Source organism: Micromonospora alfalfae, from assembly GCF_022230925.1.
In the GTDB taxonomy this organism is placed as follows: domain Bacteria; phylum Actinomycetota; class Actinomycetes; order Mycobacteriales; family Micromonosporaceae; genus Micromonospora; species Micromonospora alfalfae.
Genome location: NZ_JAKKFH010000020.1, coordinates 13,068 through 30,417 on the forward strand (window position 1 = coordinate 13,068; position 17,350 = coordinate 30,417).

Annotated in this window: 19 protein-coding genes; 10 read left to right on the forward strand and 9 right to left on the reverse strand. The window is 71.0% G+C overall.

Annotation, left to right across the window (positions count from 1 at the left end):
- Window positions 1-53: 53 nt before the first annotated feature.
- From MED01_RS17060 to MED01_RS17065, 3 genes are all read left to right on the forward strand, one after another.
- Window positions 54-2,051, forward strand: coding sequence for an elongation factor G (locus MED01_RS17060; protein WP_238669564.1), 1,998 nt, complete (start codon window positions 54-56; stop codon window positions 2,049-2,051).
- A gap of 83 nt (window positions 2,052-2,134) precedes the next feature.
- A complete protein-coding gene (locus MED01_RS35780) occupies window positions 2,135-2,260 on the forward strand; it encodes a hypothetical protein (RefSeq protein WP_274525867.1) in 126 nt (41 codons plus the stop codon).
- 126 nt (window positions 2,261-2,386) lie between these two features.
- Complete coding sequence (locus MED01_RS17065; RefSeq protein ID WP_238669565.1) at window positions 2,387-3,586, forward strand: RtcB family protein; 1,200 nt, start codon at window positions 2,387-2,389, stop codon at window positions 3,584-3,586.
- A gap of 42 nt (window positions 3,587-3,628) precedes the next feature.
- Here MED01_RS17065 and MED01_RS17070 read toward each other — a convergent pair whose 3' ends face one another.
- From MED01_RS17070 to MED01_RS17105, 8 genes are all read right to left on the reverse strand, one after another.
- On the reverse strand, window positions 3,629-4,420 hold the full coding sequence (locus tag MED01_RS17070) for a maleylpyruvate isomerase family mycothiol-dependent enzyme (protein WP_238669566.1): 792 nt from the start codon (window positions 4,418-4,420) through the stop codon (window positions 3,629-3,631).
- Window positions 4,421-4,531: 111 nt separating this feature from the next.
- The gene (locus MED01_RS17075; protein ID WP_238669567.1) at window positions 4,532-6,025 is read right to left on the reverse strand and encodes an MFS transporter; all 1,494 of its coding nucleotides are present in this window, start codon (window positions 6,023-6,025) and stop codon (window positions 4,532-4,534) included.
- Window positions 6,026-6,058: 33 nt separating this feature from the next.
- Entirely contained in the window at window positions 6,059-6,688 is a 630-nt protein-coding gene (locus MED01_RS17080) for a TetR/AcrR family transcriptional regulator (protein ID WP_238669568.1), read from the reverse strand.
- A 151-nt stretch (window positions 6,689-6,839) separates the two neighbouring features.
- Window positions 6,840-8,186 (reverse strand): glycosyltransferase, encoded by a 1,347-nt coding sequence (locus MED01_RS17085; RefSeq protein WP_238669569.1) that lies wholly within the window; start codon window positions 8,184-8,186, stop codon window positions 6,840-6,842.
- A complete protein-coding gene (locus MED01_RS17090) occupies window positions 8,183-8,365 on the reverse strand; it encodes a hypothetical protein (RefSeq protein ID WP_203117656.1) in 183 nt (60 codons plus the stop codon). The genes MED01_RS17085 and MED01_RS17090 overlap by 4 nt, the downstream gene beginning before the upstream one ends.
- A 381-nt stretch (window positions 8,366-8,746) precedes the next feature.
- A complete protein-coding gene (locus MED01_RS17095) occupies window positions 8,747-9,646 on the reverse strand; it encodes a Gmad2 immunoglobulin-like domain-containing protein (RefSeq protein ID WP_238669570.1) in 900 nt (299 codons plus the stop codon).
- Window positions 9,643-11,112, reverse strand: coding sequence for a sensor histidine kinase (locus MED01_RS17100; RefSeq protein ID WP_238669571.1), 1,470 nt, complete (start codon window positions 11,110-11,112; stop codon window positions 9,643-9,645). Before MED01_RS17100 ends, MED01_RS17095 begins: the two co-directional genes overlap by 4 nt.
- Before the next feature lie 12 nt (window positions 11,113-11,124).
- The gene (locus MED01_RS17105) at window positions 11,125-11,805 is read right to left on the reverse strand and encodes a response regulator (RefSeq protein ID WP_238669572.1); all 681 of its coding nucleotides are present in this window, start codon (window positions 11,803-11,805) and stop codon (window positions 11,125-11,127) included.
- A gap of 165 nt (window positions 11,806-11,970) precedes the next feature.
- Here MED01_RS17105 and MED01_RS17110 point away from each other — a divergent pair, with 165 nt between their 5' ends.
- From MED01_RS17110 to MED01_RS17140, 7 genes are all read left to right on the forward strand, one after another.
- Complete coding sequence (locus tag MED01_RS17110) at window positions 11,971-12,285, forward strand: L-rhamnose mutarotase (protein WP_238669573.1); 315 nt, start codon at window positions 11,971-11,973, stop codon at window positions 12,283-12,285.
- 209 nt (window positions 12,286-12,494) lie between these two features.
- Window positions 12,495-12,842: a hypothetical protein gene (locus MED01_RS17115; protein WP_238669574.1), complete on the forward strand. Its 348-nt coding sequence runs from the start codon at window positions 12,495-12,497 to the stop codon at window positions 12,840-12,842.
- A gap of 136 nt (window positions 12,843-12,978) precedes the next feature.
- The gene (locus tag MED01_RS17120) at window positions 12,979-13,365 is read left to right on the forward strand and encodes a hypothetical protein (RefSeq protein ID WP_238669575.1); all 387 of its coding nucleotides are present in this window, start codon (window positions 12,979-12,981) and stop codon (window positions 13,363-13,365) included.
- Between the two features lie 223 nt (window positions 13,366-13,588).
- The gene (locus MED01_RS17125) at window positions 13,589-14,002 is read left to right on the forward strand and encodes a DUF6069 family protein (RefSeq protein WP_238669576.1); all 414 of its coding nucleotides are present in this window, start codon (window positions 13,589-13,591) and stop codon (window positions 14,000-14,002) included.
- 39 nt (window positions 14,003-14,041) lie between these two features.
- Window positions 14,042-14,395, forward strand: a complete 354-nt coding sequence (locus MED01_RS17130; protein WP_238669577.1) for a YciI family protein — start codon at window positions 14,042-14,044, stop codon at window positions 14,393-14,395.
- 20 nt (window positions 14,396-14,415) lie between these two features.
- Window positions 14,416-15,615, forward strand: a complete 1,200-nt coding sequence (locus MED01_RS17135) for an RNA polymerase sigma factor (protein ID WP_238669578.1) — start codon at window positions 14,416-14,418, stop codon at window positions 15,613-15,615.
- The gene (locus tag MED01_RS17140) at window positions 15,612-16,190 is read left to right on the forward strand and encodes a dihydrofolate reductase family protein (RefSeq protein ID WP_238669579.1); all 579 of its coding nucleotides are present in this window, start codon (window positions 15,612-15,614) and stop codon (window positions 16,188-16,190) included. The genes MED01_RS17135 and MED01_RS17140 overlap by 4 nt, the downstream gene beginning before the upstream one ends.
- Before the next feature lie 167 nt (window positions 16,191-16,357).
- Here MED01_RS17140 and MED01_RS17145 read toward each other — a convergent pair whose 3' ends face one another.
- Window positions 16,358-16,921 carry an AMIN-like domain-containing (lipo)protein gene (locus MED01_RS17145; RefSeq protein ID WP_238669580.1) on the reverse strand — a complete coding sequence of 188 codons (564 nt, stop codon included), beginning with the start codon at window positions 16,919-16,921 and terminating at the stop codon, window positions 16,358-16,360.
- Window positions 16,922-17,350: the final 429 nt, after the last annotated feature.

The window sequence follows — 17,350 nt, forward strand, 5'->3', positions numbered from 1 at the left end:
GTCAATGCCCGACCAGAAGGGATCTGTCGCCTACCTGAAGGACCTGACGCTGCGTGGAAACCCTGAACCTCGGCATCCTGGCTCACGTCGATGCCGGTAAGACCAGCCTGACCGAGCGGCTGTTGCACGACGTTGGTGTGACCGACCAGCTCGGCCGGGTCGACGCGGGCAGCACCCAGACCGACACCCTGGCACTGGAACGGCAACGCGGGATCACCATCCGCTCGGCTGTCGTCTCCTTCGTGCTGGACGACGTGGCCGTCAACCTGATCGACACGCCCGGCCACCCGGACTTCATCGCCGAGGTCGAGCGGGTGCTCGGTGTGCTCGACGGCGCGGTGCTGGTGGTCTCCGCGGTGGAGGGGGTGCAGCCGCAGACGCGGGTGCTGATGCGGACTCTGCGTCGGCTGCGCATCCCGACGCTGATCTTCATCAACAAGGTCGACCGAGCCGGGGCGGACCCCGAACGGGTCTTCCAGGCGGTCGCGGAGAAGCTCACGCCGACCGTCGTGGCGATGGGCGCGGTGGCGAAGCCGGGGACCCGCAGCGCCCACTGCACGACGTACGGCCCCACCGACCTCGCCTTCACCGACCGGCTGCTCGACCTGCTCACCGGCCAGGACGACGTGCTGCTCGCCAACTGGGTGGCGGACACGTCCTCGCTACCGTACTCACGGCTACGCGCAGCGTTGGCGACGCGGACCGGCCGCGCGCTGGTGCAGCCCGTGTACGCCGGCTCGGCGATCACAGGTGTCGGGGTGGACGCGCTGATCGCCGGGATCACCGAGCTGTTGCCCACCGTCCAGGGTGACGCCGACGCCCCGGTCTCGGGCACCGTGTTCGCCATCGAACGGGGTCCAGCCGGAGAGAAGATCGCCCTGGTCCGGCTCTTCGCCGGCACGATCCGGATTCGCGACCGGGTCCGCGTCGGCGCCGTCGACGCTGAACTGGTCACTGCCGTACGAGTCGTCGCCCATGGGGCCGACGTGGTGGCGTCCGCGGTCGAAGCCGGCCACATCGCCCGGTTGTGGGGCCTCAGGCACGCTCGGATCGGCGACCCGGTGGGCGTACCACCCGAACGTGGCGGCACCGACCGCCACTTCGCGCCACCCACCCTGGAGACCGCGGTGGTGCCGACGCGCCCCGCCGACCGGGTCGCGCTGCACGCCGCGCTGATCCAGCTCGCTGAGCAGGACCCGCTCATCAACCTGCGGCAGGACGACCGGCAGCACGAGATCACCGTGTCGCTCTACGGCGAGGTGCAGAAGGAGGTCATCCAGGCCAACCTTGCCGACGACTTCGGTGTGGGGGTGACGTTCCGGGAGACCAGCACGGTGCACGTGGAGCGGGTGTGCGGCGTCGGTGGGGCGGTCGAGGTGATCGCGGTGGCGCCCAACCCGTTCCTGGCCACCGTCGGGCTGCGGATCGCGCCGGCGCCGACCGGTGCCGGCGTGACTTTCCGGCTCGGCGTCGAACTGGGTTCGATGCCACCGGCGTTCTTCACCGCCGTGGAGGAGACCGTACGCCGAGCCCTGCGTCAGGGCCTTCACGGGTGGGAGGTCCCTGACTGCGAGGTGACGATGACTCACGCCGGTTATTGGGCACGGCAGAGTCATTCCCACGGCACGTTCGACAAGAGCATGTCCAGCACGGCGGGGGACTTCCGCAATCTCACCCCGTTGGTGCTGATGGCCGCACTCGCCCGTGCCGGCACCCGGGTCCACGAGCCGGTACACCGCTTCCGGCTGGAGGTGCCGGGTGACGTCCTCGGCACGCTGCTGCCCGCGCTCACTCGGCTGGACGCGGTGCCGACCGACACCACCGGGCAGGGCGCGTCCTATCTGGTGCAGGGTGAGATCCCGGCCGGTCTGGTGCACGCGCTGGAGCGCCGCCTGCCCGCGCTGACCCGGGGGGAGGGCGTGCTGGAGACCGAGTTCGACTGCTATCGACCGGTGCGTGGTCCCGCCCCCGTCCGGACCCGCTGGGACAACAATCCGCTGGATCGCAAGGAGTATCTGCTGGCGGTCGCGCGCCGCGTCGGCGGTCGGTAGCGGCGATATCCATTGCGGACGCGTCGCAGCCCTCCTACTGTCGTCGGTGCACAGTCAACCGAGCAACCCGGAGGGAGTACGCCATGTCGCGACGCGTCCGCACCGACGCCCGCTGGCGCCTGCTCTCCGCCGGCACCCCTCTGCGGTTGACCGCCGATACCCGTGCCTACTGCCCATCGCGGCGCAACGAGCCGGGGTGGCGCGACTGAGCCGACGCTGACGCGTCCGCCGGCCGCCCATCCCACCGGGATCGGGCGGCCCTTTCGTATCCGCGCACCGCCGCTGGCCGCCAAATATGATCATTAACGGTCACCGCACGACAGAAGGAGACCACCATGGGATTCACCCCCCTCGCCGGTACCCGGGCACCGGTCCGGGTCTGGGCCGACCCGTACGCCATCGAGCCGCAGGCCGCCAAGCAGCTGCGCAACATCGGCGCGCTGCAGTGGGTGCAGGGTGTCGCCGTCATGCCCGACGTGCACTTCGGCAAGGGCGCCACCGTCGGCTCGGTGATCGCGATGCGGCAGGCCGTCTCGCCGGCCGCGGTCGGCGTCGACATCGGCTGCGGGATGTCGGCGGTCCGTACCTCGCTGACCGCCACCGACCTGCCGGACGACCTGGCCGGGCTGCGCTCCGCGATCGAGGCCACCATCCCGGTCGGCTTCGCCCAGCGCAAGGACTCGGTCGACACGCGTCGGATCCGGGGCCTGGAGCAGGCCGGCTGGGACGACTTCTGGGGCCGGTTCGCCGGACTGGACCGGCGGGTGGCGCAGCTGGAGACGCGGGCGCAGCGGCAGATCGGCACCCTCGGCGGGGGCAACCACTTCATCGAGGTCTGCCTGGAGCAGGGCGGCGCCGACGAGGGGCGGGTCTGGCTGATGCTGCACTCCGGGTCCCGCAACATCGGCAAGGAGCTGGCCGAGCGGCACATCGGGGTGGCCCGGGGGCTGCCGCACAACGCGGACCTTCCGGACCGGGACCTGGCCGTGTTCCTCGCCGGGACGCCGGAGATGGACGCGTACCGGCGGGATCTGTGGTGGGCGCAGGAGTACGCGCGGCGCAACCGGGCGGTCATGCTGGCCCTGCTCTGCGGCGTGGTGCGCGAGCACTTCCCGCAGGTCGGCTACGACGAGCCGATCAGCTGCCACCACAACTACGTCTCCGAGGAGAGCTACGACGGGGTGGACGTGCTGGTGACCCGCAAGGGCGCCATCCGGGCCGGCCGAGGTGACCTGGGCATCATCCCCGGGTCGATGGGCACCGGGTCGTACATCGTGCGGGGGCGGGGAAACCCGGACGCGTACTGCTCGGCGTCGCACGGGGCGGGGCGTCGGATGTCACGGGCGCAGGCCAAGCGGACGTTCAGCACTGACGACCTGGCCGCCCAGACCGCCGGGGTGGAGTGCCGCAAGGACGCCGGGGTGGTCGACGAGATCCCCGGCGCGTACAAGGACATCACCGAGGTGATGGCCCAGCAGGAGGACCTGGTCGAGGTGGTAGCGCACCTCAAGCAGGTGGTCTGCGTGAAGGGCTGACCTGCCGTGCGGGCCGGGGAGACCGGCCCGCACGGCCGCTGGTCAGAAGCCCACGAAGACTCGGCGCAGGTCGTCGATGGTCACCGAGCCGGTCACCTGCACCCCGTCGGGGGTGTGCTGGGGGCCCAGCCGTCCGGTGGCCAGCCGCAGCCACGCCTCGGCCGGGGCCACCAGCTCCCCGTCGGGACGCTCCGGCGCGTCGACGATCTCGACCTTCTCGCCCAGCCGCAGCCCGAACGTCCGCTCGGGCGCGTGCAGCCGGACCAGCACTGTGGCCTCCCGGCCGGCCAGCTCCTGGGGTCGGCTGGTCCAGGCCAGCATGCCGCCGATCTGGTCGAGCAGCAGCGCCACCGCACCCGGCGTCACCGCCGCGAACCTGTTGAACGCCACCTCGGCGTCCCACTGGTGCAGGGCGAATTCGCTGAGCCGGAACCGGGCCGCGGTGGCCACGTCGACCGGCTCCGGCAGGAAGCCGAGGTCGATCCGCATCGAGGCCCGGGTGTCGGCGTCCAGCGCCTCGTACGCCTCGACCAGCCGTTCGTTGGTGGCGAGGAAGCCGGCGGCGTGCTCGGCCGGGGACATCGCGTCCCAGCGTGCCCAGACGCCACGGTTGAAGTCCCCGTCCGGACCGGGCGCGCCGGAACGGGCGGCGTCCAGCGTCGCCAGGTTGATCTCGGCGCCGCTGCCCAGGTGGCTCAGCACCTGGGAGACCTGCCACTCGCTGGCCCCCGACGGCCGGAGCAGGTCGTCCTCCTTGAGGTCCCGTACGAGCGCGGCGAGCTCCTCGTGGCCCGCCCGCAGAGCTGTGATGATCTGGTCAGCAGGGGTCGACATGGATCTCCTCAAACGGATTTTCGACGATGGTCGGGACGTTACCGGACGTGGCCACCGGCCGGCCCGCCCCGGTGTCGGGCGCGTTCCGGCCGGCGGCCACGTCGGTCGGGCTCAGCCCATGTGCACTGTGTTGCCGGTTGGGATGTCCTCCTTGCGGACCTTCACCAGCACCAGGGTGGCCAGTCCGGCGAGCACGATCAACGCCGCGCCCCAGGCGAAGGCCACCCGGTAGCCGTGCACCAGCGCCTCGACCTGGTTGACCGGGTTCGGCGCCCGGCCGACCAGATAGGCGGCGACCGCGCTGGTGTAGAAGGTGTTCAGCAGCGCGGTGCCGAGCGAGCCACCGATCTGCTGGGTGGCGTTGAGCGTCGCGCTGGCCGCGCCGGCGTCGTGCTCCGGCACCCCGACCAGGGCGAGGCTGGACAGCGGGACGAAGGTGAAGCCCAGCCCCAGGCCCAGGACGACCTGCGCGGGCAGCAGGTGGGTGAGGAACGAGGTGTCCACGTCGATCTGGGTCAGCACCAGCATGCCCAGGGCGGCGAGCACCGAACCGGCGACCATCAGCGGCTTGGCACCCAGGCGGGGCATCAGCTGGCTGGCACCACCAGCGGCGATCAGCACACCTGCGGTGACCGGCAGGGACGCGAGACCGGCTTCGAGGGGCTTGTACTGCAACACCACCTGGAAGTAGAAGGTCAGGAAGAGGAACGCCCCGAACAGGCCGGCGCCGATCAGCGTCGAGGTGAGGAACGCCCCGCCCCGGTTGCGGTCCAGCACGATCCGCAGTGGCAGCAGCGGGTGGCTGGAGCGCAGCTCGATCACCACGAAGGCGGCGAGCAGCACCACGCCCGCGGCGATGAAACCGAGCGTCGCGGTGGCGTCCCAGCCGTCCTCGGCGGCCTTGGTGAAGCCGTAGACCAGGGAGACCAGGCCGGCGGTCACCACTATCGCACCGGGTACGTCGTAGCGGGTGTTGCCGTGTGCCCGGCTCTCCGGCACCAGCGGCAGCGCGAACGCGATGGCGATGGCGGCGACCGGGATGTTGACCAGCAGGCACCAGCGCCAGTCGGCGTACTCGGTGAGCACACCGCCGAGCAGCAGACCGACCGCCGACCCACCGCCGGCGATCGCGCCGTACACCGCGAAGGCCTTGGCCCGCTCGGTGGCCTCGGTGAACAGGACGGTGAGCAGTGCCAGCGCGGCCGGGGCGAGCAGCGCGCCGAAGGCGCCCTGCAACGCGCGGGCGGCGAAGAGCATCTCACCGGTGGTGGCCAGACCGCCCAGGGCGGAGGCGAGCGCGAAACCGGTCATGCCGACGATGAAGGTGCGCTTGCGCCCCCAGTAGTCGGCGATGCGACCGCCGAGCAGCAGCAGACCACCGAAGGCCAGCGTGTAGGCGGTGATCACCCACTGCCGGTTCGCGTCGGTGATCCCCAGGTCCGCCTGGGCCTGCGGCAGCGCGATGTTCACGATGGTGGCGTCCAGGACGACCATCAGCTGTGAGACCGCGATGACCGCCAGCGCGATCCAGCGCCGCGGGTGCGGCGCGCCTGTCGACGCCCCGGCGTTGGGCGCGCCGGGCGCGGTCGAGGTGGTTCCGGGCATGGTGAAGCCTTCCGTGTTGCGAATATCGGTGATTCAGGCCGGCGACGGACGGTCGTGCTGATAGCGGAGTACCGGGATCAGCACCTGGTCGACGACCTGGGTGAGGAACGCGTCATCGGCGGGTAGGCCGTGCGCGACGATGCGGGACATGGTGAGCGCGGGCGCCAGATCGTGGAACAGCTCCCGTTCGCCGGCCTCCGGCGGGATCTCCCCGCGGGCGGCGGCCCGGACCAGGATGGCGGTGCTTGCCACCCGCCCGGCCGGCAGCACCTGGTGACGCACCAGGCGTTCCAGCTCGGGGTTGGTCCGCATGGCGAAGGTCAACGCCTGCATGAGGTCGCAGTCGGCGGTGCAGATCGCGGCCGTGGCCCGCAGCAACTCGATCAGGTCCCCGCGGAGGGAGCCGGTGTCGGGCGGGTTGTGTACACCCACCTGCCGCTCGCGCAGGGCGGCGACGACCAGCTCGGCCTTGCCGTCCCAGCGTCGGTAGATGGTGGCCTTGCTGACGTGGGCGCGGGCGGCGACGGCGTCGATGGTCATCCGGTCGAAGCCGACCTCGCGCAGGGTGTCGATGACGACTGTGAACAGGTCGTTGTCGGTGCAGCGCGGAGCCCGGGCTGCCGGCACCCCGGCACCCGCGCCCACCTGCTGACCACCCAGCATCTCGACCCCCCGCGAAACGATGTCGTACCGACCCTAGTTCGCGGTTGGCTGATCGTGCAGGGTTTCGTGAGTTGCCTCGCACTGAGTCGGCGAAACGGTCACGTTTCACGCGGTGTCAGCCCAGGTGGCAGGATCAGTACGAGTCGTGTGGTCAGGAACCCAGCGCCACTTCCACCTTCTTGCGGGTGCCCCAGCCGGTGCGCCAACAGGTGGCGATGCCGTACCAGCGGATCGCCCGGAGCACCACCAGGGCGAACACCACGGCGACGGGCGTGAGGAGCCAGGTGCCCCACTGGTAGGCCGTCGACTGGTCCGATCGTCGTACCGTCATGTAGCGGAGCGCCTGCCCGTACCCGACGATCAACGGCACAGCCACCAGCCACGGAATCGCCCGCGGATCGGGGTCGATGATCGGCGACAGGATCGCCACCGCCACGAACAACACCGTCGCGACCACGGTGGCCGCCCAGCGCAGCAGATGCAGCCACCACGCGATCGACCGCAACGACAGGTACCGGACCCGCCACCAGGTCCTGATGAAGCTGCCGCGCATCCAGCGCAGGAACATCCGGCAGAAGTGCCCGGCGTTCTCCGGCATGAGGGAGAACGCGAACGCCGAGGGCTGCTGCACGGTACGTCCCCGGACCATCGCGAAGAGGGTGAGCAGGGAGTCGTCGGAGAAGGGCACCCGCTGGCCGAAAAACGTCTCCGTCAGATACGCGCCGAGGTTGTCGCGAACCACCTCCGCGCGGTAGGCGGCGATCGGGCCCGAGTTCACCCACACGCACCCGAACACCGACAGCGACGACCGGTCGGTGAGCTGCCCGGTCACCAGCCACAGGTCGGTGAACCGGGTGAGGAAGCTGCTGCGCACGTTCGCTGCCATCACCACCCCGGCCACAGACTGCACCGCCGGATCGGCGAAGGGTTTCAACAACTCCCTGAGGGCGTTCGGGTCCGAGATGGTGTCCGAGTCCACCGTCCAGTAGACGTCGGCTGCCGGGGTCGACCGCACCGCGGCCGCCTGGGCGTGCCGTTTGCCGGCATTGGGTTGGATGTGCCAGGCGGCGATGATCCCGTGTACGGGGGCGACATCGAGAAACCACCGCTTGATCGGCTGGTAGCCCTCGGTCAGCTTCGACCCGTCGTCCACCACGTAGATGGTGTCTGGTTTGCGTGTTTGGAAGATCATGGATTCGAGGCAGGCCCGCAGGGCGCCCGGATCCTCGTTGTACGCCGGCACGATGCCCACCACGTGCAGAGCGTCGAGGTGCCCCTGCATCCGGTCGGTGACCACTGCGGGCTTCTCCAGATAGGAGGTGCCGAGCTGCCAGATCAGCAGCAGGAACATGGCGGCGTACGCGAAGGTGAAGCGGTGACCACCTCCGTCGATGGCGCCGATCACGGCGAGGACGTGATGGGCGGTCCACGCCGCCGCGGCGGCCAGGACGACCGCCGCGGCGAACAGGACACGACCCTTCGTGACGCTCGCGGTCACTGTCCGACCGACTGCTTACGACGGAACGTCATCCGGATCATGATGAAGCCGACGAGGACGGCTGTCGCTCCGGTGAGGGCGATGGTGAGCGGCAGGGGGAGGGCGTAGCTGCCGATACCGGCAGCGCCGCCGATCGTGACAACGCCCATACCGGTACGGGGAAGGCTGCCACCGGACATGATGTATCTCCGCTCTTCGAGGGATGCTGAGGCTGTAACGGCCGCGACCGGTACGACGCCAATGTGGCCCGGCCGTCACACTGCTGAACTGCGAATATGACTCTGCGCAATGACGCGCTCACGTTCGCAAACAAGTTTGTCCAGGTCAATCTCGAAGGTCACGTGAACGGTCGTCCGGCCCGGTCCGAGGAACCTTCCCGCTGCCGGCGTGTCGGAGACGTCCTCCCGGCTCCACGGCACCTGGCCTGCGCTTTCACCGCGTGGCCGGGTCAGGCCCGGCAACGTCGGCGAGCATCCGCGCTGTCGGGTAGACGTCAGGGCCGCACGTCGCTGTCGACAAATGGATGACGCATCGGGTTAACACCCTCTGGGGCAGGGTGGTCAGTCGCGGGGTGCGAGGACCACCGGCACGGCCATCGTGTTGATCCGCGCGCCGTTGTCGGCGGACACCTCGTACACCTCGACAGTGCCCCTCTGTTCGCGGATCGTGCCCCAGCCGATCACCACCCGGTAGCCGCCCCGACAGCCGCTGCCGCAACTGGCGGTACCGAAACCGGTGGCCACCGTCTGACCGCCGGCGTCCAGCACCCGGACGCTCACAGTGGCCTCGAACACGGTGGCCGTGCCGGTGACGACGAGCGGGGCGGAGACGCGCTCGCCGGGGATCGGGCCGGTGACCACGATCGGTGGCAGCAGGTCCGCGTAGTCCGCCCGGTCGACCGGGGCCGCGCCGTCGAGGCGGACCTGACGAACGCTGGGGAACTGGGTGAGCGTCCACACCACCTGCGCCTCGCGCAGCCGCCGGGTGGCCGGGTCGCCCACGGACGGCAGGCGCAGCGTCGCCACGCCGTCGGCGATGCGGGTGACAGTGACGCCGGCCGGAAGCAGGGTGATCATCCCGGTGGCAGCCTCGGCCGGGCTCGGCCCGGCGGCCAGTTCGGTGAGCGCCAGTCGGGACGTCGCGACGGTGGCCGGCCGGGTGCGCCGGGTCGGCACGAGCAGCCCGGCGCGGACGTACCACAGCTCGATGGTCACCGGGTCCGGCCGGCGCGTGCCGGTGGACACCGCCGTCGACGGACCCGACGGCCGGCTCGCGGGCGGTGACGTCGGTGCCGCGGCCCGGGTCGGGGTGGGTTCCGGACGGTCGGTGGGAGCGACGCTCGGCGGCGGCGCGGTGGGCGCCGGGCCGAGGTCACCGGAGCGGGGAGTGCCGCAGCCGCCGAGCAGGAGCGCCGCGACCAGCGCCGACGCGCCAAGCCCGACCGAGCCTCGGCCGGTCACCCCACACCGCCCGGCGAGCCGGTGGTACGCCCAACCGGCCGCGGGTGGGCGCGGTCGTCCCGGTGCGGCGGGTCACCGTGCGGGCCGGCGGGACCGTCAGCGGGCAGCTCCAGCCGGAACCGGGTGCCCTCACCCGGTTCGCTGCGCACGCTCAGCGCGCCGCCGAGCAGCTCGGCGTGCTCCCGCGCGATGGCCAGCCCGAGCCCACTGCCCGGCGCGGAGCGGGACGGATCGACCTGGTGGAACCGGTCGAACACACGGGACAGATGCTCGGCCGGGATGCCCGGCCCCTCGTCGGTCACCTCGAAGACGACAAGGGGACCGGCGCGCGCCACGCCGGCCGTGATCTCGCCACCGCCGTGCTCGACCGCGTTGGCGACCAGGTTGGCCAGCACGCGCTCCAGCCGACGCCTGTCGGTCCGCGCCGCTACCGGATCACCGGTGACCCGCACCCGCGGCGACCAGCCGCGCGCCGCGACGATGCCGTGCAGCAGCCCCACCGCGTCGACCGACCCGACGTCCAGCCGCTCCCGCCCGGCATCCAACCGGGAGATCTCCATCAGGTCCTCGACCAACCGGCGCAGCCGGACCACGTCGCCGACCAGCAGCCGGGCCGCCGGCCGGGCGTCGTCGGGCAGCTGGTCGAGGTGCTCGCGCAGCAGCGACGCCGCCGCCACCAACGCGGTCACCGGGGTACGCAGCTCGTGCGCGACGTCGGCGGTGAACCGTCGCTCGCGGGCCTGTGCGGCCGACAGCGCGGCGATCTTCGACTCCAGGGCCCCGGCCATCTCGTTGAACGTCGCCGCCCAGACGCTGAACTCGTCGCGCCCGCGTACCGGCAGACGGGTGGCGAGCAGGCCCTCGGTGAGTGCTCGGGCGGCCCGGCTGGCCCGGCCCACCGGCTCCAACGTGCGGCGGGCCAGTGCGTGACCCACGGCGGCGGCGAGCAGCACCACGAGCGCCCAGCCGGCCACCAGCGCGGTGCGGAGCTGACCCAGGTCGGTGGCGACGTCGTCCTCCACGGTCAGGACGTACAGCTCGGCGGTCGAGCCGGGAATGCGCCCACCGATCACCAGCAGCCGAGGGCGCTCCTTCGGCGCGGAGCGCTGATAGCCGAGCCGCCCGTCCGCGACGACGGCCCGCAACCGGGTGCCCAGCACCGGGGCGTACGCGGGGTGCGAGGCGCGAGTCGGGCCGTCGACGAGCAGCACGTGCCGACCGCTGGCCTCGAAGCTGGTGAGCAGTTCGGTGCTGCGCTGCTCGGTCAGCGGCAGGAACTGCCCGGCGAGAACGAGCTGGTAGCGGGCGTCGGCAGCGGCCTCGTGCAGCGACGCGTCCAACCAGGACTGCCGCAGCAGCAGCCCGGTCCCGCCGGCGAGCAGCCCGGCCGAGACGCCGGCCACCAGGACGAACGCGACCGTCAGCCGGCGCCGCAGGCGCCCGGGGAACACTGCGCGTCCGGCCATCGCCGCCCCCCGTCAGCCCGTCGACAGTTTGTAACCGGCGCCGCGCACGGTCCGGATCAGCCGTGGCTGCGCCGGGTCGTCCTCGACCTTCGCGCGTAGCCGCTGCACCGCCACGTCGACAAGTCGGGAGTCGCCGAGGAAGTCGTGGTTCCAGACCAGGTCCAGCAGCAACTCCCGGGTGAAGACCTGACCGGGCCGGCGGGCCAGCTCCAGCAGGAGGCGGAACTCGGTGGCGGTGAGCGCCACCTCCTGGCCGTGCCGGCGCACCACGAAGCCGTCCGGGTCGATCTCCAGACCGCCGACCTCGATGACTGTCGAGGGGGCCGGCAGGCTGACCCTGCGCAGCACCGAGCGAACCCGGGCCACCAGCTCGGGCAGGTCGAAGGGCTTGCGCAGATAGTCGTCCGCGCCGCACTCCAGCCCGACCACCACGTCGATGGTGTCGGTGCGCGCGGTCAGCATCAGGATCGGCACCTGGCTGCTCCGCCGGATCTCCCGGCAGACCTCCAGGCCGTCCAGGCCCGGCAGCATGAGGTCGAGCACGATGAGGTCGACCGGGTGGGCGCGGAACGCGGCCAGGGCCTGCCGCCCGTCTACCGCGGTGTCGACCCGGAAACCGGCGCGACGCAGACCGAGGGCGGTGACCTCCCGGATCGAGAAGTCGTCCTCGACCACCAACACGCGGCCCTCCATCACCCGAGGGTAGACCCGGCGCCACAGTGCGTAGCCCTGGCAGAACGGCCGACATCGGCGACCGGCTGGCCCCCTCCGGGCACCGCCCAACCGCTACGGTCAGGTGCCTTCGGCACCCCTGAACCGGCTCACACGAAAGGGCACGACGTGAAACGTCATGGCTGCGTGATTCGACTCCGCCCCGAGCAGCGGGAGACCTACCTGCGGTTGCACGCCGCCGTCTGGCCGAGCGTGGAGAAGACGCTGCGCGAGGCGAACTTCCGCAACTACACCATCTTCCTCCACGACGACCTGCTCTTCGGCTACTACGAGTACGTCGGCGACGACTACGAGGCCGACTCGCGGCTGATCGCGGCGGACCCGCAGACGCAGGAGTGGTGGAAGCTGACCGACCCGTGTCAGGAGTCGATCGCCGAGCCCGGCTCGGGGGACTGGTGGGCCCCGATGCGCGAGGTTTGGCACCTGGCCGACGAGGCCTAGGTTGACGGCGCCGATCATGGAGTTGTGGTGCCCGTTGTGGGGGCTGCCGGTCGCTTTGTCACCCACCACAACTCCATGATCGGCGGGGCGGGGCGGGTCTGACAGCTCGTTCCGACGCTGGGTGGCCGGTGATGTCTTTTACTTGACACCTAAACCTTCCGGGCGGAGCATCGACAGAAATCGATTGATGTCGTCCCGGGAGGACACTCATGCGCAAAATCGCTGACCGGAGCGCCGCGGCTCTCGCCGCCGCACTGATCACCACGCTGACCGTGACGCTGCCGGCATCGCCAGCGGCTGCTGGCGAGCCGGTCCAGAGCCCCGACAACGGCCTGGTCTTCTACTCCAGCTACCCGACCGAAGTGGTCGGCAGGCAGGCCACGCCCGATGGCATCTGCCGTCCACTTCCCGCCGAGGCGACCTGGGCGTTCCCCTGGAGCGGCGGCTTCCACAGCGTCCCCGGCTACCGGACCCCCGACTGCAGCGGCCCGGGGTACGAACTCAACAACTTCCACAGCTGGCCCGAGGGCCTCTTCCTCAGCTACCGGGCCAGCTGACGGGTCGTTCACTCACGCCACCAGCTGCGTCATCGGCCAGTGCCCGTGGTGGGCGGACCGCACTATGATGCGGGTGTCGAGATTGGATCCGAGTGGTCCGATGTGACGACGGACCCACGGCATCGCGGGAGCGACAGTGACCGACGGTGGGAGCAGGGGCGATGCCGACCGGCGCGAGCGCGGGACGACGCCGCAGCGCACCAGCGTCGGGGTAGCTGTCGCACTCGCGCTGTTGGCGGTCCCGCTACTGCCGATCATGTGCCTGTCAGGGCTGGCGCTTGTCACGAGCATGGCTCCGTCCGAGCCGTGCCGACCCCCGTTCGTGCCGGATCCCTCGGACTGCGGACCCGAGCCGTTGGCGTTGCTCCCGACCGCGTTGCTGGCGGGCGGCTACGGCACCGCCGCCATTGTCCTGGCCCTCAGAGCTGCCCTGCCGCAGTGGGTGCGCATCGGCGCCCTGTGCGTGGCGCCGGTTGCTGCCGTCCCACTTCTCTGGGCCCTGTTCGTCTACCGCCCCTACTGATCAGGCTGGCAGCGCGGTCAGCGTGCCGTGGGCCGCCGGGCCGCCGAGCTGCGAGAATCGGTGGTCGGGCCGGTCCGCCGTGTCCCGAGATTCCGTCGTCTCGCGCCGCCGTCGAAACAGGTCCACAAAAAATTCTGGTAGTGCTGTCGATTGGGATCCGTTCAGTTCGTAGCAGTGGTGAGAGCCCGCATCGCAACGGGCCGCACACCCACTGGAGGGCACGATGACCGCCACTGCGAACACGACCCGCGCCGCCACGTCGAACGTCGGTGCGCTGATCCGGACCGGTGTCGCCGCCACTGTCGCGGCGAGCGTCGCCACCATGGCCGTCGCCGCCGTCGGACACCTGGCCGGGATCAGCCTTGAGCTGGGCGGTGCCCCGATCCCCGTCACGGGGTTCGGCGTGCTGACCGCCGTCTTCTCGCTGATCGGCGTGATCATCGCCGGGTTGCTGGCGCGTTTCGCCCGACGCCCCCGGCTCACGTTCGTCCGCACGACGGTGGTGCTGACGACACTGTCAGTGGTGCCGGACGTGATCGCCGACGCCGGGATGGCCACCAAGGCGCTGCTGATGCTCACCCACCTGGTCGCTGCCGCGATCGTGATCCCCGCCGTCGCGCGCCGCCTGGCCGCCTGACCTGAGCCCAACCCACCATCGAGCTACCGGAGGATTGTCATGAAGCAGTACCTGCTGTCCGTTCACATCGTCGAGGGCGCGCCGACGCCGTCCGACGAGGAGACGCAGACCATGTTCACCGAGACCGGCCGGATCAACGACGACATGCAGGCCACGGGCGCCTGGGTCTTCGGCGGGGGACTCACCTCGCCGGACAGCGCCACTGTCGTCCGGGTCGAGAACGGCGTCACCGCCACGAGCGATGGGCCGTTCGCCGAGACGAAGGAGCACATCGCCGGGTTCTGGGTCATCAGGTGCGCGGACCTGGACGCGGCGCTGGCCTGGGCCGAGAGGTGCGCGGCGGCCTGCGGCCCGGTCGAGGTGCGTCCCTTCGACGACCTGTCCCAGGCCTGACCAGCAGCCGGTCTCCCGACATGGACCTGGCGGGCATCTACCGCGCGGAGTACGGCCGCTGCGTCGCCACCCTGGCCCGCCTCCTCGGTGACATCAACCTCGCCGAGGAGGCCGTCCAGGACGCCTTCACCACCGCGCTGCAGAAGTGGCAGACCCTGCCGCCGAATCCGGGCGCCTGGATCGTGACCACCGCACGCAACCGTGCCGTCGACAGGCTTCGCCGAGAGTCGACACGCGAGGCCCGGCACGCCCAGGCCCTGCTGCTGTATCACCAGGATGAGCCCTCGGAGGTGGGACCGGTGCCGGACGACCAGCTGCGACTCATCTTCACCTGTTGTCACCCGGCGCTGGCCCCGGAGGCACGGACGGCTCTGACCCTGCGCCTGCTGGGCGGCCTCGACGTACCGGAGATCGCCCGTGCCTACCTGGTCCAGGAGGCGACCGTCGCCCAGCGGATCGTGCGCGCCAAGAAGAAGATCCGCGACGCCGCCATCCCGTACCGGGTGCCGGCCGAACATGAGCTGCCGGACCGGCTGCCGCCCGTCCTCGCCGTGCTCTACCTGATGTTCAACGAGGGCTACGCGTCCACCGCCGGCCCGTTGATCAGAACGGACCTGTGTGCCGAGGCGGTCCGGCTCGCCCGCGAACTCGCCGCGTTGATGCCCGACGAGCCCGAGGTCCTGGGTCTTCTCGCCCTGCTGCTCCTGACCGAGGCGCGCCGTCCCGCCCGGCTCGGCCCGGCCGGCGACCTGGTGCTGCTGGCCGACCAGGACCGATCACTGTGGAACCGGCAGCTCATCGTCGAGGGGCATGACCTGGTCCGCCGATGCCTACGCCGCAACCGGCCCGGGCCGTACCAGATCCAGGCCGCGATCGGCGCTGTGCACACCGACGGCGCCGCCACCGACTGGCCGCAGGTCCTCGCCCTGTACGACCAGCTCCTCGCACTCGCGCCAACCCCTGTCGTCGCGCTCAACCGTGCGGTAGCCGTCGCCGAGGTGCACGGGCCGGCGGTGGCCCTCGCCGCGCTGGAGGGCGTCGACCTCCCGCGCTATCACCGGCTGCCCGCCACCCGGGCCGAACTGCTCGCCCGGCTCGGACGCAACGACGAGGCCCGAGCCGCCTACGACCAGGCCGCGGCACTGGCCACTAACCCGACCGAGCGGGCCTACCTGGAGACCCGTCGCGACGAACTCACCGGTGAATGGAGAGCATCATGACCGCTACCTACACAGTCGACGTCTTTTCCAGCCTCGACGGCTTCGGCACCACCAGCGGGAACTGGGGCGGCTACTGGGGAAAGCAGGGGCCCGAACTGCTCGCGCACCGCCTGTCCGTGTACAGCGCCGAGCAGCGCATGGTCTTCGGGGCCAACACGTACCGGGTGTTCGCGCAGATGCTGGCCGCGAGCAGCGAGGAGTCCGAGGTCCGCGACGCCTGGGTGACCCAGATGAGGAACCTCCCGGCGACAGTGGTGTCGGAGACGCTGGAGGGCCCCCTCGACTGGCCGGACGGGACCGTCGTGCGCGGTGACGCGGTCGACGTCGTCGCCCGGCTCAAGGAGGAGTCCGCCGTGCCCCTGCGATCGCACGGCAGCCTGTCGTTGAACCGGGCGCTGATGGCCGCCGGACTGGTCGATTTCGTCCAGGTGACGCTCTTCCCGGTGATCACCGGACAGACCGGCACCGAGCCGATCTTCCAGGGAGCGGCCGACTTCGACCTGGAGTTGATCAAGAGCCGGACCCTCGACGGCCGCACCCAGGAGCTCGTTTACCGGCCCACCCCGCACGTCTGAGTCATCACGCCGGAGAGCATGCGCCGGGTCTTCGCCCGGAAGCTGTCGATCAGCCCGGCCGCCCACCAACGCCGGTTCGCTACGGCGCTCCGCGCCCAGCCGGGTTAGGCCCACGCTTGGCCGTCCGCCTCACCTTGGCGGACGGCCAGGCGGATCGGCCGGTTCGATCACCACTGGTGGGCGACGTCGAGCACCACCCGGCTGTGAGTGCCGGGGCCGGCGAGCACGAGCACCCGGAACGGCAGCCGCGCCCGTACGCCGACGGCGAACGTGCTGTAGCCCTCGAAGCTGCCGCCGAACACCACGTCGCGCAGCGTCGGGTAGCGCAGCAGGTTCGCCACGTGCTCGCCTACCGCGTAGGGCACGGTGCCCAGGTGGTCGTCGTCGTACGCCGGTGCCCGCAGCGAGACCCGCAGCAGGGCGCCGCCGGCGGTGTACGGCGACAGCGCCAGCCCTTCGCCCTCGGTCCACGTCTCCCCGTAGCCGATCGCGTAACCGTCGACGGGGCCGTTGAACTCGAACACCACCCGGTCGTAGCAGTCGTGCCGGCCGGTCCGTACGTCGATCAGCGGGGCGTCGCTCAGCGCGCCGGCCGCCTTCTCCGCGCTGCCCCAGGTGATCCCGCAGTACGGCGCTCCGGTCGTGGTGCCCGCCGCGGTGCTGCTGCCGGCGCTGGCGACCAGCCCGGCGAGGACGACCGTCAACGCGGTCAGTGCGCTCCTGATCCTCATGGTTCCTTCTCCGTCCGGTTCCGGGGTCACGTCACGGCGGCGCTGCCGGTGACCCTCTGCCGCCACCGTCGTCCTGTCCCGGCACAGGAGCTTCGCCGCGACGTAACCGCCGAGTAACAGCAGGCGGCCGGACCGTCAGATCGGGGACAGACGGACATCGACGAGTGTCGTAGCCTCCATTTCGCACGCGGTCCCCGGCATGTGGCCACCGTCGGGAGTTGCGCTCCGGATGCATCCGGGGTGACACGTGCGTTCAGCCACTGACGTCTGCCGTGGTGCGGGCAGTCCGCCGACTCTGGCGTGTCACGGCGCGGCCTCCGCAGGACGGTGCGGAGGCCGCGTCGCTGTCGTGACGCCGTGTCCTCGGCCGCGCAGGTGCCGGGTGGAGCCCAACCGCCGTCGACGTCGCCGGTATGACGCTTCCGCTAT

Bases quoted from the DNA above. Each gene is read 5' to 3' on its own strand.
- MED01_RS35780 (WP_274525867.1), top strand. From the start codon at position 2,135: ATGTCGCGACGCGTCCGCACCGACGCCCGCTGGCGCCTGCTCTCCGCC.
- MED01_RS17065 (WP_238669565.1), top strand. From the start codon at position 2,387: ATGGGATTCACCCCCCTCGCCGGTACCCGGGCACCGGTCCGGGTCTGG.
- MED01_RS17070 (WP_238669566.1), bottom strand. From the start codon at position 4,420: ATGTCGACCCCTGCTGACCAGATCATCACAGCTCTGCGGGCGGGCCAC.
- MED01_RS17075 (WP_238669567.1), bottom strand. From the start codon at position 6,025: ATGCCCGGAACCACCTCGACCGCGCCCGGCGCGCCCAACGCCGGGGCG.
- MED01_RS17080 (WP_238669568.1), bottom strand. From the start codon at position 6,688: ATGCTGGGTGGTCAGCAGGTGGGCGCGGGTGCCGGGGTGCCGGCAGCC.
- MED01_RS17090 (WP_203117656.1), bottom strand. From the start codon at position 8,365: ATGTCCGGTGGCAGCCTTCCCCGTACCGGTATGGGCGTTGTCACGATC.
- MED01_RS17100 (WP_238669571.1), bottom strand. From the start codon at position 11,112: ATGGCCGGACGCGCAGTGTTCCCCGGGCGCCTGCGGCGCCGGCTGACG.
- MED01_RS17105 (WP_238669572.1), bottom strand. From the start codon at position 11,805: ATGGAGGGCCGCGTGTTGGTGGTCGAGGACGACTTCTCGATCCGGGAG.
- MED01_RS17115 (WP_238669574.1), top strand. From the start codon at position 12,495: ATGCGCAAAATCGCTGACCGGAGCGCCGCGGCTCTCGCCGCCGCACTG.
- MED01_RS17125 (WP_238669576.1), top strand. From the start codon at position 13,589: ATGACCGCCACTGCGAACACGACCCGCGCCGCCACGTCGAACGTCGGT.
- MED01_RS17130 (WP_238669577.1), top strand. From the start codon at position 14,042: ATGAAGCAGTACCTGCTGTCCGTTCACATCGTCGAGGGCGCGCCGACG.
- MED01_RS17135 (WP_238669578.1), top strand. From the start codon at position 14,416: ATGGACCTGGCGGGCATCTACCGCGCGGAGTACGGCCGCTGCGTCGCC.
- MED01_RS17140 (WP_238669579.1), top strand. From the start codon at position 15,612: ATGACCGCTACCTACACAGTCGACGTCTTTTCCAGCCTCGACGGCTTC.
- MED01_RS17145 (WP_238669580.1), bottom strand. From the start codon at position 16,921: ATGAGGATCAGGAGCGCACTGACCGCGTTGACGGTCGTCCTCGCCGGG.